Source organism: Streptomyces sp. NPDC006365 (assembly GCF_042870755.1).
GTDB lineage: Bacteria > Actinomycetota > Actinomycetes > Streptomycetales > Streptomycetaceae > Streptomyces > Streptomyces xiangluensis.
The window spans coordinates 179,616-196,871 of the sequence record NZ_JBIAHS010000007.1 but is presented as its reverse complement, the minus strand read 5'-3'; the positions used below and the strand labels follow the sequence as shown (position 1 = coordinate 196,871).

The window sequence follows — 17,256 nt, the reverse complement described above, 5'->3', positions numbered from 1 at the left end:
GCGCGAGACGGAGGGCCGGGCGGAGGGCCGGAGGCAATAGGGTTGGCAGAGCCCGCACCTTCCCCTGGCCACACAGGTCCGGGGAAGACATCCCTATCGCTCCGCCGTAGCCGAGGCGGTGCCGCGCCGAGGAGTCAACTGCCGTGTCGGACCCGTCGCGCCCCCGCGCTTCTCTCCGTACCGCTGTGGTCTGGGACGTCCTGAAAGACGCCCTCGACCGCCGGGTCAAGGCCACCGGCCGGGAGTCGCTCGACGTGCTCGACACGGGAGGCGGCAGCGGCAAGTTCGCAGTGCCCGCCGCCCGCCTCGGTCACCGCGTCACCGTCGTGGACCCCAGCCCGAACGCGCTGTTCGCGCTGGAGCGCCGAGCCGCCGAGGCCGGCGTCGCCGACCGGGTCCAGGGCGTCCAGGGCGACGCCCACGGCCTCTTCGACGTCGTCGAGCGCGGCGGCTACGACGTGGTTCTGTGCCACGGCGTGCTCGAGTACGTGGACGACCCCGCCGAGGGCGTCGCCAACGCCGTGGCCGCGTTGCGCCCCGAGGGAGTCCTGAGCCTGCTCGCTTCGGGCCTGGGCGGCGCGGTGCTCGCGCGCGCCCTGGCCGGACACTTCACCGAGGCCCGGCAAGCACTCGGCGACCCGGACGGCCGGTGGGGCGAGGGCGATCCCGTGCCCCGGCGCTTCACCGCCGAGCAGCTCACCGCTCTCGTCGAGGGCGCCGGTCTGCGCGTGGGCGCGGTACACGGCGTACGGGTCTTCGCGGACCTCGTCCCCGGAGTCCTCGTCGACACCGAGCCGGGGGCCCTGGACGCCCTGCTCAAGCTGGAGGCCGCGGCGGCTGAGCTGCCCGCCTTCCACTCCGTGGCGACCCAGCTCCATGTGCTCGGCGAGACCCGCGAAGCCGCCGATGCCTGAGCGGGCTCCCCTGCCCCGGCCGCTGATCAGGAGCGCGGCGGCAGATGGAGTACGCCACAGCGCCCCCGATCGGGCGCTCGGAGCCGTATGATCGGAGGAGACCGTCCGGCATGACGGGCCCGTCGCTGGGGAATGCACGCTTCAGTGAACCGGGGTGCCATGGCGGAATCCGGTTGGCTAATTGGCGTAGAGGGGCGGGTTTCACGGGGGCGATTCCCTGCCTATCCTGAAGGGGACCCCCGGTCGCCCCGGCGACTGCACGATGAGGAGGACTCCGTGCCGCTCTCGGAGCACGAGCAGCGAATGCTCGAGCAGATGGAGCGAGCGCTGTACGCCGAAGATCCCAAGTTCGCGACAGCGCTTGAGGGAAGCGGGCTGCGTACGTACACCCGGCGACGGGTTTACCAGGCGGTCGTCGGCTTCCTGGTTGGTATCGCGCTCCTCATGGCCGGAATGGTCGCACAGCAGATTTGGGTCAGCGTGGTGGGATTCCTCGTCATGCTGGGCTGCGCGGTGCTCGCCGTCACCGGTTGGCGCAAAGCCCCCAAGCCGGGCGAGCAGCCCGCCGCGGGTGCCAGTGCGCCGAGCGCTCCACAAGCCCGCCGTCAGGGCCGGCAGCGGCGCTCCATGATGGACCGCATCGAGGAGCGCTGGCAGCGGCGCCGCGACGAACAAGGCCATTAGCCCCCGGGCGGAGAGCCAATACAGCGCGCAAGGGGTGACCACCCAGCGGTGGCCGCCCCTTCGGCATGCCTGCGTGCACCTCCGCGGAGGACCGGAGTTGCTGCCCGACTGAGGCTTGCTCAGCCGAGTTCGGTCACTGACCTCGCCCACGAGGCGTACGGCACTCCTCCGGCGTCGACCGCGGGCCGCGTTCGTGCAGTACGGCGGCCTCCGCGGTCGCGCACGGCGCGCTTCGCCCACGCGACGCTCACCGGCCCTCGCTCACGAGGCGTACGGCACCGCACCTGAGCGGCGTACGGCACTGAGCCTCGCTGACGTACGACACCGCGCCTCACCCGGCGTTTCGCGCCGCACCGGCATACGGCACCTGCGCCTCGCTGAAGCACGGCACCCGCACCCACCGGCGTACGACGGCCGCACCTCACCGGTACGACACCGGACCTCATCGGTGTACGGCACCCGCACCCACCGGCGTACGACACCACACCCGGCCGATACGACCAAGGGGGCGCCCACCCGACCGGGCAGGCGCCCCTCCAGGGGCCAGGATCAGGCCCCTCAGCCGCTGCCCTCTCCCGCCGACGGCCGCCGGATCAGCGTCGTCAAGCGAGCCGTCGCCCGGGACTTGAGCGAGGCCCAGCTCGCCGAGACCGCCCACGCCACCCGTACAGCCGAGCGGGGCGCGAGCAGTGCTCTCAGGCGGGTGGCGGTGCTGACCGTGGCGCGCAGGCCGTCGGTCATCGTGCGGACGTCGTCGGCCAGACCCGGCGTGGGACGGGGCCGCGGCGCGTACAGGACCTGCTCCACGGCGTCCGCGATCCGGTGCACGGAGGTCGCGGTCGCCGGATCGAGGTGCCCGATCCGCACGATCCGGGCCGCCGCCTTGCGGGGCGTCTGGGACTCGTCCGGCGCGATACCGAAGTCCCAGGCCGTATCGGTCACTTCATGCCACGCGGCCAGCGTGTGAGCCGCTGCGTCGGCCTCGGTGCGGCCGTGCGTGCCGAGCCGTACGGCCCGTACTCTCACCCGCCACATCATCGGCAGCAGTGGTATCGCGAGCACGGCAAGACCGCCCAGGACCCACAGCAGGATCTGGGGCCACGGCGGACCGTCGTCCATCGCCGTGATCGCCGCCTCAGGAGACTCGCTGCCGCAGGGCTCCTGCAGCCTCTTCTCCTCCGCCGTGCAGCTCTCGCTGGTCGACGGGGCGGCCGAGGGTGCCCTTGGCGCGGCCTCCTGCGAAGTACCCGGCTCGGGGAGAGTGGTGCCCGGCGTGGTCGACCGGGTGTACTCCGGAACCGTGCCGCGGTTCGGCGTCGGCTCGAAGCGGGTCCAGCCCACGCCCTCGAAGTACAGCTCGGGCCAGGCGTGCGCGTCCCGCAGGCCCACGGACATCGTGCCGTCCGACTGGGGTGAGCCGGGTGTGAAGCCGACCGCGACACGGGCCGGTATGCCCAGCGTGCGGGCCATCGAGGCCATCGCGAAGGAGAAGTGGACGCAGAAGCCCTCCTTGTCCCTCAGGAAGCGCTCGATCGCCTGCGAACCGCTGCCGACCTGCACCTCCGTGTCGTACACGAAGCCGCCCTCCAGGGCGAACCAGTCCTGGAGCTTCACCGCGCGCTCGTAGTTGTTGCTCGAACCCGCCGTGACCTGCCGCGCCGTGTCGTACACCACGGGGGGCAGCGAGTCCGGCACATCGGTGAACTCGCGCCGCAGCCATCCGGGCGGCTCCGGCGCGTCGGCGAGCTGCTCGGCGGTCGGCTGCACGATCAGGCTCTTGACGGAGTAGTCGAGTCCGCGCGTGGTCTGGCCGTGGTCGCCGACGAGCGTGCGCCCCACGGGCTCGAATCGCCACTTGCCGCTGATCCCCACCTGGCTGGCCGGGTAGGGCATGGGCAGCCAGTCCTGCGCGTACCAGTCCGCCGCCGAGATCCTGGTCTCGACCTCGGTGCGCTGGACGTCGTCCCCGAGACCGGGCGGCGTCGGGAAGCTGCCCGGCACATCCGTGATGTTGCGCTTGGACGGCTTCCATGCCGTGCCGTCGAACTCGTCGAGCGAGACGATCCGCAGATAAAGGTCCTGTGTCTCCTCGGAGTTGGTGCTGTACGACATGACCTGGCGGTCCTCGTCCACGTTCAGATTGTCGCGGAGCGAGACCAGCGGGTTCACCGCGGAGATCGTGCCGCCGCCTCCGGAGCCCGAGCCGACACCCGTCCCCGTTCCGTCCAGCAGGCCGCCGTCGAGGGACGGCAGGCCCAGCGGCACCACCAGGGCGATGCCGAGTGCGACGGCGCCTATACGCCGTCCCGTGCGGACCGGAGCGACCGCGCCCGGCGACGTGTCGGGACCTGGGGTGCGGGGCGCGCCGCCGAAGACCCGGCCCCACTGCGAGAGCCGGTCACGGCCTTCTGCGAGCAGCAGGAGCAGATAACCGGCGGCTGCCAGCAGGAACCACAGCCATCCCGCGCCGCCGTCCGAGAGCCCGGCGGCGACCGAGTACAGCGCGAGCAGCGGCAGCCCGGCCGGGGCCGCGCTGCGCAGCGTCACCGCGAGGGCGTCCACCGCCAGCCCGATCACCAGGACACCGCCGACCATCATCAGCCGGATGCCGTCGGACAGCGGCGCGGGAATCGCAAACCGCCCGACGTCCTCCCCGCCCGTCTGCAGCAGCACCCCGAAGTGCTCGAACACCTCGGGGCCGGGGATGATCCCGAGGATGGCCTGCTCGCGGGCGAACGTCAGCGTCAGCAGCACCAGTGTCACCAGAGCCTGCGCCGCGATCGTCAGCGGCCGGGCCAGGGGGACCCGCCGGGCCGCCGCGCCCACACCGGTCTGTATCGCGAGCAGGAACGCCGCCTGGAGAAGCCAGGTCGCCGGAGTGACCAGCGGCAGCAGCGCGCACGCCGACAGCAGAGTCGCCGCCGTGGCGCACAGCGCCAGTCGCGCGCCCCCGCTCATGAGCGGCCTCCCGCCGCGCCCGTCGGCGTGACCTGATTGCGCTGCCGGTCCGCTTCCCGCCAAAGATCGGCGAGATCCGTACCCGGCAGCACGGTCACAGCGGTCCAGCCCGCCTCCCGCAGCATCCGAAGCTGCTCCTCGCTGTCCTCGTGGGCCTCACCCTGCACCCACGAGTCACTGTCCAGCAGGAAGGCGACCGCCCCGCCGCTGCGCTGCCGCATCTTGGCGAGCACCGTCGCCTGCTCCTCGTCGAGGTCGCCGAGAAAAGCCACCAGAAGTCCTTCGTTCCCCCCGCGCAGCACGTCGTAGGCCGAGGAAAGGCCCGTACCGTCGGAGTGGTCGATCACCGCCAGGGTGTCCATCATCAGACCCGCCGCGTCCGCCGACTCCTGGTTGGCGCCCGCGAACCCGTCGGCCCCCTCGCCGGGCACCGAATTGCCGGTGTCCGTCAACAGCCGTACCGAAAAGCCGCGTTCGAGCATGTGCACCAGCGTGGACGCCGCGCCGGACACGGCCCACTCGAAGGCCGAGTCCGGGCCCGCGCCCTCGAAGGCGATGCCGCGGGTGTCGAGGAGCACCGTGCAGCGGGCTCGCTGCGGCTGCTCCTCGCGGCGCACCATCAGCTCGCCGTAGCGCGCGGTCGAGCGCCAGTGGACCCGGCGCAGATCGTCGCCGTAGCGGTACCCGCGCGGGATCACGTCGTCCTCGCCGGCCAGGGCCAGCGAGCGGTTCCGCCCGTCGCCGTACCCTTTGGCCTCACCGGTCAGCCGCACCGGCGGCAGCGGCTCCACGCGCGGGATGACCGTCAGGGTGTCGTACGTCGAGAAGGAACGGGTCAGCTCGCACATCCCGAACGGGTCGCTGAGCCGCAGCTGGAGCGGGCCGAGCGGATAACGGCCCCGCAGGTCGGAGCGCACGCGGTACGACACCTCGCGCCGACCGCCCGCCTCCATCCGGTCCAGTACGAACCGGGGCCGCGGCCCCAGCACGTACGGCACCCGGTCCTGGAGCATCAGCAGCCCCGTGGGCAGCCGCGAGACATTGTCCATCCGCAGGTGGACCCGGGCCTCGGACCCCGCGGGCACGCGCCCGGGCGAAAGGCGACGGCTGCCCGCCACCCGGTAGCGCGTGCGGTACAGCACGGCTGCGCACACGAGCGGCAGCACGGCCAGTAGCAGCCCGACCCGGAGCAGATCGCTCTGCCCCAGGACGTAGGCACACACCGCGGCCGCCACGCCCGCCGCCAGGAAGGACCGCCCGCGCGTGGTGAGCCCGGCGAGTGCCGTACGCAGCCCGCCCTTGTCCTCCTCGGTCTGCGCCGCCGGCATGCCCCCGGTGGTCATCACAGCCTCCGGGGCGGCTGCTGGCCGTACTCCGGAGCCGCCCGGCCCATCGTCAGACCGCTCTGCGACACAGGAGCCGCGGGCACAGGTGTGCGCTGCAGGATCTCCAGCACGACCTGCTCGGCCGTACGGCGGTTCAGCTGTGCCTGCGCGGTCGGCAGCAGACGGTGGGCGAGTACCGCCACCGCGAGCGCCTGGATGTCGTCCGGCAGTGCGTAGTCCCGGCCGCTGAGCGCCGCGGATGCCTTGGCCGCGCGCAGCAGGTGCAGTGTCGCGCGCGGGGAGGCGCCCAGTCTCAGGTCGGGGTGGGTGCGGGTGGCGGCGACCAGGTCCACCGCGTAACGCCGCACCGGGTCGGCGACATGGACCGTGCGGACCGCGTCTATGAGCTTCACGACGTCGTGGGCGTGCGCCACCGGCTGGAGGTCGTCCAGCGGCGAGACACCGCCGTGGATGTCCAGCATCTCCAGCTCGGCCTCCGCGCTGGGATAGCCGATGGAGACACGGGCCATGAAGCGGTCGCGCTGCGCCTCCGGCAGCGGATAGGTGCCCTCCATCTCGACCGGGTTCTGGGTGGCCACCACCATGAAGGGGCTGGGCAGCTCGTAGGTATGCCCGTCGATGGTGACCTGGCGTTCCTCCATGGACTCCAGGAGCGCGGACTGCGTCTTGGGCGACGCGCGGTTGATCTCGTCGCCGATCACGATCTGCGCGAAGATCGCGCCCGGCTTGAACTCGAATTCGCTGCGCTGCTGATCCCAGATGGACACCCCGGTGATGTCCGAGGGCAGCAGGTCCGGCGTGAACTGAATACGCCGCACCGAGCAGTCGATGGACCGCGCCAGTGCCTTGGCCAGCATGGTCTTGCCGACGCCGGGAACATCCTCGATCAGAAGATGTCCCTCGGCGAGCAGTACGGTCAGCGAAAGCCGTACGACCTCAGGCTTGCCCTCGATCACTCCCTCCACCGAACTGCGGACTCGCTCCACAGTGGTGGTCAGATCCGTAAGGCTCGCTCGATCGTCATAGGTCGTCACCCGGCCCTCCTCGGCCCGTTCTTTCTCCGGGCCGACGCTCACGACGCGAACCGGCCCATCTCGAACACGGACACCACGCGTGAATAGTTCCGCGTGACGCCACACCCGCATTCTTGTTGCCGTTACCGGTTCGTGTCACTCGCCTGTGGACAACTGGCTGTGATATGTCGGGGCTTGCGGCCTTTGGGTGGGGTCAGGTGGGGTCAATCTCACGCAGGAGTCCCGTTTTCACATCGAACACAAAACCACGTACGTCGTCGGTGTGAACAAGGAACGGAGAAGTGCGCACTCGTTGCATGGACTGCCGTACGTCCTGTTCGACGTCCCGGAAGGCCTCCACCGCCCATGCGGGACGCTGGCCGACCTCCATCTCCAGGTCGTGCCGGAAGTCCTCGGTGAGGGATTCCAGACCGCAGCCGGTGTGGTGGATGAGTACGACGCTGCGGGTGCCGAGCGCCCGCTGGCTGATGGTGAGGGAGCGGATCACGTCGTCGGTGACGACGCCGCCCGCGTTACGGATCGTGTGGCAGTCGCCCAACTCCAGGCCGAGCGCGTCGTGCAGGTCCAGGCGGGCGTCCATGCAGGCCACGACCGCGACCTGCAGCACCGGGCGGGCATCCATGCCCGGGTCGCTGAACGCGGCGGCGTACCGCTCGTTGGCCTCGACGAGACGGTCGGTGACGGTGCCGCCGCCGTTTATGGCGTCTTCGGGTTCGGGGGGAGCGGATGCGGAAGTCGTCATACCCATGACGGTAATCGTCACAGTCCGTACATGCCTGCTGTGAGAGGGGACAAAGAACATCAACAAGCATTGTTGTGAGCTAACCCACATGGCGGCTGCGAAGCTGCCCGTAAGGGTGGTTCTCCGCGGCGTGCCGCGTCGATGGCGGCGAGGTCCCGCGACGCGCAGGGCGGCTGATTGACCGCGTCACACGGTGGACTAAAGTGACGCGAACTGGGAGGCGAGAGTCTCCCAACTGGACTGTTGTCCCCCGGAGGACCCGGCGCCTGCCGGAATCTCCCCGCGTGCGCGGCGCGTACGTACGGCTCGGCCTCCTCCCGCTCCCGGTCGACGACGCTTCCGGCGCCGGCAGGCCTTCCCCTTCACCGAGCGAGAGGGGACCCGGTGGTACGTACGCCACGCCGGACTTGAGAGGGCCCCTTGAGCCAACGACATGTCCCGGTGATGCTCCAGCGGTGCCTGGACCTGTTGGCCCCGGCGCTGGAGCGGCCCGGAGCGGTCGTCGTCGACTGCACCCTCGGCCTCGGCGGCCACAGCGAGGCCCTGCTCACCCGGTTCCCTCAGGCCCGCCTCGTCGCCCTGGACCGCGACAAGGAGGCGCTGCGCCTCTCCGGAGAGCGGCTCGACCCTTTCGGTGACCGGGCCACCCTGGTGCACGCCGTCTACGACGAGCTCCCGGACGTACTCGACCGGCTCGGGCTCCCGCGCGTCCAGGGCGTCCTCTTCGACCTCGGCGTCTCCTCCATGCAGCTCGACGAGGCTGACCGCGGGTTCGCGTACGCCCAGGACGCCCCGCTCGACATGCGCATGGACCAGTCGACCGGCGTGAGCGCGGCCGAGGTGCTCAACACGTACCCGCCGGGCGAACTCGTCCGGATCCTGCGGCTGTACGGCGAGGAGAAGCAGGCCAAGCGGATCGTGTCCGCGATCGTGCGTGAGCGCGAGAAGGAGTCCTTCACCAACAGCGCACGTCTCGTCGAGCTGATCCGGAACGCGCTGCCACAGGCCGCCAAGCGCACCGGGGGCAACCCGGCCAAGCGGACCTTCCAGGCGCTGCGTATCGAGGTCAACGGCGAACTCGCCGTCCTGGAGAGGGCGATTCCCGCGGCCGTGCAGGCGCTCGCCGTCGGTGGCCGGATCGCCGTCCTGTCGTATCACTCGCTGGAGGACCGGCTGGTCAAGCAGGTGTTCGCGGCCGGTGCCGCCACCACCGCGCCAGCCGGCCTGCCGGTGGTGCCCGAGCGCTATCAGCCCCGGCTGAAGCTGCTGACGCGCGGTGCGGAGCTGCCAACCGAGGAAGAGATCGCTCAGAACCGGCGTGCTGCACCGGCGCGGCTGCGCGGGGCGCAGCGCATCAGGGAGTCCATGGAATGAGGGGCGTGAGGCACAAGAAGGGGGCGGGTGAGTGAGTAGGAAACCCGAACTGAGGGGGCGGGCCGCCCGGCTCGCCCGGCTCATCCCGTCCGGTTCCGGGCAGGCTGCCCGTACGCCCTTCGTCCTGCTCGTAGTGCTCCTCCTGGGTGGCGGCCTCATCGGGCTGCTCATGCTGAACTCCGCACTGAGCGAAGGGGCGTTCAAGCTGGACGACCTCCAGGACGACACGAAGAGCCTCACCGACGAGGAGCAGGCGCTCCAGCGGGACGTGGACGCCTACTCCGCCCCCGACGCCCTCCAGCGCCGCGCCCGCGAGCTGGGTATGGTCCCCGGCGGCGACCCCGCCTTCCTCAACCCCGACGGGACAGTGCGAGGGGTTCCTGAAGCCGCCCAGCAGTCCTCGGTACGCGTCCCCTTGGTGCTGTCGCCCGAGACGCTCGACTCCGCGAGGAAGCCGAAGCCGACTGCGAAGCCGACGCCCACGCCCACGCCGAAGTCGAGACCCACCCCGAAGCCCACGCCCACCGCGAGCCGCGCCCCCTCCCCGAAAGCCAAGCCCTCCACCCCGTCCACGCAGCCCCCTACGACCCCCGGCAGGTGACGGAAGTGTCCGACAAGGAACCCCCGCGCCGCCGCGTGCCGTCGCCCGCCAGGCCCGTGCGCCCCGCCAGTCGGCGCCAGGGGCCTGGTCGGCGCCCGGGGTCCGGTGCCCGCCCCGCGGGCCGCCCGGCCGCGGCCCGCGCGGGGCGCTCACCCGGGCCGCGCATGATCCGTCTGGGCAGCCCCCGCCCCCGGCTGCGCCTGGTCAGCCTCGCCCTGACACTGGTGATGATCGCCTTCGTGGTGCGGCTGCTTCAGGTGCAGGCGGTCGACGCGAGCGTGTACTCGGCCAAGGCCGAACAGAACCGGTACCTGAGCCGCACGCTGACGGCCGAACGCGGCGGGATCACCGACCGCAACGGCGTCGAGCTGGCAGCCAGCGTGGACGCGAACGACATCACGGCCGACCCCACGATGTTCACGCGGAAGGCGACGAAGGTCGACGACGCCCCAGCGCAGGCCGCCGCGCTGCTCGGCCCGATCCTTGGCAAGGAACCCGCCGAGCTCGCCGAGAAGCTCAGGACTAAGGGCACCCAGTACGTCCTGCTGGCCCGTCGCGAGACCCCGCAGGTCTGGACGCAGATCAACGACCTGAAGACGACGCTCGCCGAGAAGGCCCAGAAGGACAGGACGGCCGTGAACGTGCTCGCGGGCGTCTTCCAGGAGCCCAGCAGCAAGCGGGTCTATCCGAATGGCGACCTCGGCGCCGGGATACTGGGCTGGGTCAACGCCGACGGCAAGGGCGGCGGCGGTATCGAGCAGCAGCTGAACGAGGAACTGTCCGGCAAGGACGGCAAGATCCGCTACGCCCAGGCCGGTGGCCACCGGGTCCCGACCGCGGGCAGTACCGAAACGCCCGCCGTGGCCGGTTCCGAGGTCGAGCTGACCATCGACCGCGACATTCAGTGGGCCGCGCAGAACGCCATCGCGAAGCAGGTGAAGAAGTCCAAGGCGGACCGCGGCTATGTGATCGTGCAGGACAACAAGACCGGCGAGGTCCTCGCGATGGCCAACTCGCCCGGCTTCGACCCGAACGACCTCTCCAAGGCCCGCTCGACAGCGCTCGGCAACGCGGCCCTCCAGGACGCGTACGAACCCGGCTCCACCGCGAAGGTCATGTCGATCGCGGCCGTACTGGAGGAGAACGTCGCCACGCCCTCGACGCATGTCACGGTGCCCAACCGGCTGCACCGCGGCGACCGGCTCTTCCGGGACGACATCGACCACCCGACCTGGTACCTGACGCTCAACGGCGTCCTCGCCAAGTCCAGCAACATCGGCACCATCCTGGCGACCGGCCAGCTCGGCAAGACGCAGCAGAAGGCCAACCAGGTCCTCTACTCGTATCTGCGCAAGTTCGGTATCGGCAGCCCCACCGGGCTCGGCTTCCCGGGCGAGACGGACGGCATTCTGGCGCCCGCCGAGAAGTGGTCGACCTCGCAGCAGTACACGATTCCTTTCGGCCAAGGCGTGTCGATCAACGCGATGCAGGCGGCCTCCGTCTACTCGACGATCGCGAACGGAGGTGTGCGCGTCGAGCCGACCCTCGTACGAGGCACCAAGGGGGCGGACGGCCGCTTCACGCCGGCCCCAAAGCCCCAGAAGACAAGGGTCGTGAGCGAGAAGACGGCGAAGACGCTGGCGCAGATGCTGGAGTCCGTCGTGGACGACGAGGAGGGCACCGGCACCAAGGCCCGTATCCCCGGCTACCGCGTCGCGGGGAAGACGGGCACCGCCAACCGGGTGGATCCGGCCACCGGCCGCTACCGCGGCTACACCTCGTCGTTCGCCGGCTTCGCACCCGCCGACAACCCCCGGGTGACCGTGTACTGCGCGATCCAGAACGCCACCAAGGGCAGCTACTTCGGCGGCCAGATCTGCGGGCCCGTCTACAAGGAGGTCCTGGAGTTCGCCCTCAAGACCCTCCAGGTGCCGCCCACCGGAGACGCGCCCGCCCGGCTTCCGGTCACCTTCACACCCTGATCAGCGCCGGACACGTCCGGTAACCCGGAACACCGAGCAGGAACCAATTCATGACAACCATCACTCCCGATCCGGGGAAACATCCGGAGCCCCGCCCCTCGCTTCGCCCAGCCGGGGGCGCGCCCGGTACGCTCACCGCCGTGCCACACGCTGATCAGTCCCAAACCACCCAGAAGGGCGTTCCTGTGACATTTCCGGGGCCGCCGCGACCGGTTCAGGTCTCCGCCACAGACCTGGCGGACCTCGCCGATCAGCTGGGTGTCACCGCCCCCGCTGCGGCCGAGGTCACGGGCATCACCCACGACTCCCGGGCCGTGCGCCCGGGCGACCTCTACGCCGCCCTGCCCGGCGCCCGGCTGCACGGCGCCGACTTCGTGACGCAGGCCGCCGGCCTGGGTGCGGTGGCGGTGCTCACGGACCCGACCGGCGCCGAGCGCGCCGCCGAGACCGGCCTTCCGGTCCTCGTCGTCGACGATCCGCGCGGACGGATGGGCGAGTTGGCGGCCACGATCTACGGCCACCCCGGCCGCGATCTCCTCCAGATCGGCATCACCGGTACCTCGGGCAAGACCACGACGGCGTACCTCATCGAGGGCGGCCTCAAGACGGTCCGCAGCACCGGACTCATCGGCACCGTGGAAACGCGCATCGGCGACGAGCGCATCAAGTCGGAGCGGACGACTCCCGAGGCCACCGACCTCCAGGCGCTGTTCGCGGTGATGCGCGAGCGCGGCGTGGACGCGGTCGCCATGGAGGTCTCCAGCCACGCACTGGTCCTCGGCCGGGTCGACGGCTGTGTCTTCGACATCGCGGTCTTCACCAACCTCAGCCCGGAGCACATGGAGTTCCACTCCGACATGGAGGACTATTTCGGGGCCAAGGCGCAGCTGTTCACGCCGAAGCGCAGCAGGTTCGGCGTAGTCAACTTTGATGACGAGTACGGACGGAGGCTCGTCAAGGAAGCCACCGTCCCTGTGGTGACGTTTTCCGCCGAGGGACACCCGGACGCCGACTGGCGCGCCGAGGACGTCGAGGTGGGTCCGCTGGACTCGACATTCGTCGCGATCGGCCCCAAGGGGGAGCGGATCAGCGCCAAGTCGCCGCTCGCGGGCCCCTTCAACGTCGCCAACACGCTCGCCGCGATCGTCGCCCTGGCCGCCGCGGGGCTCGACGCGCAGACCGCGGCCGACGGCATCGCGGCCGTACCGGGCGTGCCGGGCCGCCTGGAACGCGTGGACGCCGGCCAGCCGTACCTGGCGGTCGTCGACTACGCCCACAAGACGGACGCCGTGGAATCCGTGCTCCGCGCACTCCGCAAGGTCACCGAGGGCAAGCTGCACATCGTGCTCGGCTGTGGCGGAGACCGCGACAAGTCCAAGCGGATGCCGATGGGCGCCGCCGCGGCCCGCCTCGCCGACACCGCCGTACTGACGTCGGACAACCCCCGCTCAGAGGACCCCCTCGCGATCCTCGCCACCATGCTCGCGGGCGCCGCCGACGTGCCGGCGCACGAGCGCGGCGAGGTCCAGGTCTTCGAGGACCGGGCCGCCGCGATCGCCGCAGCCGTCGCCCGTGCCGAGCCAGGCGACACCGTGCTGGTCGCGGGCAAGGGCCATGAGCAGGGCCAGGACATCGCCGGAGTGGTCCGTCCCTTCGACGACCGCCAGGTGCTTCGCGAAGCTATCCAGAAGACCCAGGGATGAACTTGTGATCGCCCTCTCTCTCGCCGAGATCGCCTCAGTCGTCGGCGGGCAGACGTACGACATACCGGATCCGTCGGTCCAGATCACCGGACCGGTCGTCAGGGACTCCCGTGAGGTGGAGCCAGGCAGCCTTTTCGTCGCCTTCGTGGGCGAGCGCGTGGACGGCCACGACTTCGCCGCACAGGTCGTCGCCGGTGGCGCCACCGCCGTATTGGCGTCCCGGCCCGTCGGCGTGCCCTCGATCGTCGTGGACGACGTCCAGGCGGCCCTGGGAGCCCTCGCCCGCCATGTCGTCCAGCGGCTCGGCGCGACCCTCGTGGCCCTCACCGGCTCCGCCGGCAAGACCAGCACCAAGGACCTGATCGCGCAGGTACTCCGGCGCAAGGCGCCGACCGTCTTCACGCCGGGCTCGCTCAACAACGAGATCGGGCTGCCGCTCACCGCGCTCAGCGCCACCGAGGAGACGAAGTTCCTCGTCCTGGAGATGGGCGCCCGCGGTATCGGCCACATCCGCTACCTCGCGGAGCTGACCCCGCCGAGGGTCGGCCTCGTCCTGAACGTCGGCACCGCCCACATCGGCGAGTTCGGCGGGCGGGAGCAGATCGCCCAGGCCAAGGGCGAGTTGGTGGAAGGGCTCCCAGAAGAGGGCGCCGCGATTCTCAACGCCGACGATCCCCTCGTACGCGCCATGGCATCCCGGACGAAGGCACGCGTGCTCCTCTTCGGAGAGTCCGGCGAAGCGGACGTACGGGCCGAGAACGTGCGGCTCACGGAGAGCGGGCAGCCCTCGTTCACGCTTCACACACCCTCCGGTGCAAGCGATGTGACCATGCGCCTGTACGGTGAGCACCACGTGTCGAACGCGCTCGCCGCGGCCGCCGTCGCCCATGAGCTGGGCATGTCCGCAGACGAGATCGCCGTCGCGCTCTCCGAGGCGGGCTCCCTCTCCCGCTGGCGGATGGAGGTCACCGAGCGCCCGGACGGCGTGACGGTCGTCAACGACGCCTACAACGCGAACCCCGAATCCATGCGGGCGGCTCTGCGCGCGCTGGCTGCCATGGGCGGAGCCTCACGGGCAAGGGGGGGCCGGACCTGGGCGGTGCTCGGCAAGATGGCCGAGCTCGGGGACGAGGCGCTCGCCGAGCACGACGCGGTCGGGCGGCTCGCCGTCCGGCTCAACGTCAGCAAGCTCGTCGCGGTCGGGGGCAGGGAAGCGTCCTGGCTCCAACTGGGCGCATATAACGAGGGTTCGTGGGGTGAGGAGTCGGTGCACGTGTCCGACGCACAGGCGGCTGTCGACCTGTTGCGCAATGAGCTGCGCCCAGGGGACGTCGTGCTCGTGAAGGCGTCCAGATCGGTGGGTCTCGAGTGGGTGGCCCAGGCGTTGCTCGAGGGTGCCGAGGGTGAGGTCGCCGCCCGATGATGAACCAGATCCTGTTCTCGGGAGTCATCGGCCTCTTCCTGACTCTCGTGGGCACCCCTCTGCTGATCAAACTCCTTGCCCGCAAGGGTTACGGCCAGTACATCCGCGACGACGGCCCGCGAGAGCACCACGCCAAGCGCGGTACGCCGACCATGGGCGGCATCGCCTTCATCCTGGCCACGATCATCGCGTACTTCCTCAGCAAGGTGATCACCGGCAAGCCGCCGACGTTCTCCGGGTTGCTGGTCCTCGGGCTGATGGGCGGCATGGGCCTGGTCGGTTTCCTCGACGACTACATCAAGATCGTCAAGCGGAGGTCGCTCGGTCTGCGGGCCAAGGCCAAGATGGCCGGCCAGCTGATCGTCGGCATCAGCTTCGCCGTGCTCTCGCTGCAGTTCGCGGACAGCCGGGGCCAGACGCCGGCCTCCACGAAGCTCTCCTTCGTGCAGGACTTCGGCTGGACCATCGGCCCGGTGCTGTTCGTGGTCTGGGCGCTGTTCATGATCCTCGCCATGTCGAACGGCGTGAACCTCACCGACGGTCTGGACGGCCTCGCCACCGGCGCCTCCGTCATGGTCTTCGGCGCGTACACGTTCATCGGTGTCTGGCAGTTCCAGGAGTCCTGCGCCAACGGGGAGACGCTGACCAACCCGACCGCCTGCTTCGAAGTACGCGATCCACTCGACCTCGCGGTCGTCGCCTCGGCACTGATGGGTGCCTGCTTCGGCTTCCTGTGGTGGAACACCTCGCCCGCCAAGATCTTCATGGGCGACACCGGCTCCCTGGCGCTCGGCGGCGCGCTCGCCGGACTCGCCATCTGCTCCCGCACCGAGCTGCTGCTCGCGCTGCTCGGCGGTCTCTTCGTCCTGATCACCATGTCGGTCGTCATCCAGGTCGGCTCCTTCCGGCTGACCGGAAAGCGCGTCTTCCGCATGGCCCCGCTCCAGCACCACTTCGAACTCAAGGGGTGGTCCGAAGTCCTTGTCGTGGTCCGCTTCTGGATCATCCAGGGCATGTGCGTGATCGTGGGTCTGGGTCTCTTCTACGCAGGGTGGGCAGCCGACAAGTGACCACTTGGCAGGGCCGGAACATCACCGTCGCCGGCCTCGGCGTGAGCGGCATCAGCGCCGCCCGCGCCCTGGCCGGCCTCGGCGCGTCCGTCACGGTCGTCGACGGGGGCTCCTCCCCGGCACACCGGGAGCGGGCCGACTCCCTTGAGGCGGAAGGCATTTCGGTACGTCTCGCCGACGCCGAGACCCTCCCCGAGGGCACCGACCTCGTGGTCACCTCGCCGGGCTGGAAGCCCACCTCGCCGCTCTTCGCCGCAGCCGCGATGGCGGGCGTGGACGTCGTCGGTGACGTGGAGATCGCCTGGCTTCTGCGTGGCCCGGACGCGGCGCCCTGGCTCGCCGTCACGGGCACCAACGGCAAGACGACCACCACGCAGATGCTCGCGTCGATCCTGAGCGCCGCGGGCCTGCGTACGGCCGCCGTGGGCAACATCGGCACGCCGATCATCGATGTCGTGCTGAGCGAGGAACCGTATGACGTCCTCGCCGTCGAACTCTCCAGCTACCAGCTGCACTGGGCGCCCTCCCTGCGCGCCCACTCCGCCGTCGTGCTCAACATCGCGCCCGACCACCTCGACTGGCACGGCTCCATGGAGGCGTACGCCGCCGACAAGGGCCGTATCTACGAGGGCAACCGGGTCGCCTGCGTCTACAACGTCGCGGACAAGGCCACCGAGGACCTGGTGCGCGCGGCGGACGTCGAGGAGGGCTGCCGGGCGGTCGGCTTCACGCTGGGCACACCCGGGCCGTCCCAACTGGGCGTCGTGGAGGGCCTGCTGGTCGACCGCGCCTTCGTCGAGGACCGGCACAAGCAGGCCCAGGAACTCGCGGAGGTCGGCGACGTCCAGCCGCCCGCCCCGCACAACATCACCAACGCCCTTGCGGCGGCGGCCCTCGCGCGCGCCTACGGGGTGCCCGCAGCGGCCGTACGAGACGGTCTGCGGGCGTTCCGTCCGGACGCGCACCGCATCCAGCACATCGCCGAAGTCGGCGGGGTCGCCTACATCGACGACTCCAAGGCCACCAACACGCATGCCGCGGAAGCCTCTTTGGCGGCATACGAGTCGATTGTGTGGATCGCGGGAGGGCTGGCCAAGGGAGCGACCTTCGACGAGCTGGTCGCCAAGTCGGCAAAGCGACTTCGGGGCGTCGTCCTGTTCGGTACCGACCGGGCCCTGATCCGGCAGGCGCTGGCGCGACACGCGCCCGAAGTACCGGTCGTCGACCTCGACCGGACCGACACTGGGGCGATGCTCGAGGCCGTTCGGGAGGCGACGCGGCTCGCCCGCGCGGGAGACACGGTGCTCATGGCTCCCGCCTGTGCCTCCATGGACATGTTCACCAACTACAACCAGCGCGGCGACATGTTCGCGGAGGCCGTCCGCGAACTCGGCGCCGCCGGCGCCTGACTCGGCTGCTGCCGCG

At 70.5% G+C, this 17,256-nt stretch carries 13 protein-coding genes; 9 read left to right on the top strand and 4 right to left on the bottom strand.

Annotation, left to right across the window (positions count from 1 at the left end; genetic code table 11):
* Window positions 1–143: 143 nt before the first annotated feature.
* Both ACFYO0_RS21155 and ACFYO0_RS21150 read left to right on the top strand, forming a co-directional pair.
* Window positions 144–914 carry a class I SAM-dependent methyltransferase gene (locus tag ACFYO0_RS21155; RefSeq protein WP_388678043.1) on the top strand — a complete coding sequence of 257 codons (771 nt, stop codon included), beginning with the start codon at window positions 144–146 and terminating at the stop codon, window positions 912–914.
* A gap of 276 nt (window positions 915–1,190) precedes the next feature.
* Window positions 1,191–1,598 (top strand): DUF3040 domain-containing protein, encoded by a 408-nt coding sequence (locus tag ACFYO0_RS21150; protein ID WP_388678040.1) that lies wholly within the window; start codon window positions 1,191–1,193, stop codon window positions 1,596–1,598.
* A 558-nt stretch (window positions 1,599–2,156) separates the two neighbouring features.
* On the opposite strand, the gene ACFYO0_RS21145 is transcribed toward ACFYO0_RS21150, so the two are convergent.
* From ACFYO0_RS21145 to ACFYO0_RS21130, 4 genes are all read right to left on the bottom strand, one after another.
* Window positions 2,157–4,556 carry a DUF3488 and DUF4129 domain-containing transglutaminase family protein gene (locus ACFYO0_RS21145; RefSeq protein WP_388678037.1) on the bottom strand — a complete coding sequence of 800 codons (2,400 nt, stop codon included), beginning with the start codon at window positions 4,554–4,556 and terminating at the stop codon, window positions 2,157–2,159.
* A complete protein-coding gene (locus ACFYO0_RS21140; RefSeq protein ID WP_388678034.1) occupies window positions 4,553–5,899 on the bottom strand; it encodes a DUF58 domain-containing protein in 1,347 nt (448 codons plus the stop codon). The genes ACFYO0_RS21145 and ACFYO0_RS21140 overlap by 4 nt, the downstream gene beginning before the upstream one ends.
* Window positions 5,899–6,936 (bottom strand): AAA family ATPase, encoded by a 1,038-nt coding sequence (locus ACFYO0_RS21135; protein ID WP_388678032.1) that lies wholly within the window; start codon window positions 6,934–6,936, stop codon window positions 5,899–5,901. The genes ACFYO0_RS21140 and ACFYO0_RS21135 overlap by 1 nt, the downstream gene beginning before the upstream one ends.
* A 193-nt stretch (window positions 6,937–7,129) precedes the next feature.
* Complete coding sequence (locus ACFYO0_RS21130) at window positions 7,130–7,678, bottom strand: beta-class carbonic anhydrase (RefSeq protein WP_388678029.1); 549 nt, start codon at window positions 7,676–7,678, stop codon at window positions 7,130–7,132.
* A gap of 420 nt (window positions 7,679–8,098) precedes the next feature.
* On the opposite strand from ACFYO0_RS21130, the gene rsmH reads away from it, so the two are divergent.
* The 7 genes from rsmH (at window position 8,099) to murD (ending at window position 17,240) form a co-directional block, all read left to right on the top strand.
* Window positions 8,099–9,052: a 16S rRNA (cytosine(1402)-N(4))-methyltransferase RsmH gene (gene rsmH / locus ACFYO0_RS21125; protein WP_388678027.1), complete on the top strand. Its 954-nt coding sequence runs from the start codon at window positions 8,099–8,101 to the stop codon at window positions 9,050–9,052.
* A gap of 31 nt (window positions 9,053–9,083) precedes the next feature.
* Entirely contained in the window at window positions 9,084–9,653 is a 570-nt protein-coding gene (locus ACFYO0_RS21120) for a hypothetical protein (protein WP_388678024.1), read from the top strand.
* A gap of 5 nt (window positions 9,654–9,658) precedes the next feature.
* Window positions 9,659–11,635: a peptidoglycan D,D-transpeptidase FtsI family protein gene (locus tag ACFYO0_RS21115; protein ID WP_388678569.1), complete on the top strand. Its 1,977-nt coding sequence runs from the start codon at window positions 9,659–9,661 to the stop codon at window positions 11,633–11,635.
* Window positions 11,636–11,820: 185 nt separating this feature from the next.
* The gene (locus ACFYO0_RS21110) at window positions 11,821–13,338 is read left to right on the top strand and encodes a UDP-N-acetylmuramoyl-L-alanyl-D-glutamate--2,6-diaminopimelate ligase (RefSeq protein ID WP_388678022.1); all 1,518 of its coding nucleotides are present in this window, start codon (window positions 11,821–11,823) and stop codon (window positions 13,336–13,338) included.
* Between the two features lie 4 nt (window positions 13,339–13,342).
* Window positions 13,343–14,761, top strand: a complete 1,419-nt coding sequence (gene murF, locus ACFYO0_RS21105; RefSeq protein WP_388678019.1) for a UDP-N-acetylmuramoyl-tripeptide--D-alanyl-D-alanine ligase — start codon at window positions 13,343–13,345, stop codon at window positions 14,759–14,761.
* The gene (gene mraY, locus ACFYO0_RS21100; RefSeq protein WP_344392300.1) at window positions 14,758–15,831 is read left to right on the top strand and encodes a phospho-N-acetylmuramoyl-pentapeptide-transferase; all 1,074 of its coding nucleotides are present in this window, start codon (window positions 14,758–14,760) and stop codon (window positions 15,829–15,831) included. Before murF ends, mraY begins: the two co-directional genes overlap by 4 nt.
* Window positions 15,828–17,240, top strand: a complete 1,413-nt coding sequence (murD, locus tag ACFYO0_RS21095) for a UDP-N-acetylmuramoyl-L-alanine--D-glutamate ligase (RefSeq protein ID WP_388678015.1) — start codon at window positions 15,828–15,830, stop codon at window positions 17,238–17,240. Before mraY ends, murD begins: the two co-directional genes overlap by 4 nt.
* Window positions 17,241–17,256 lie beyond the last annotated feature (16 nt).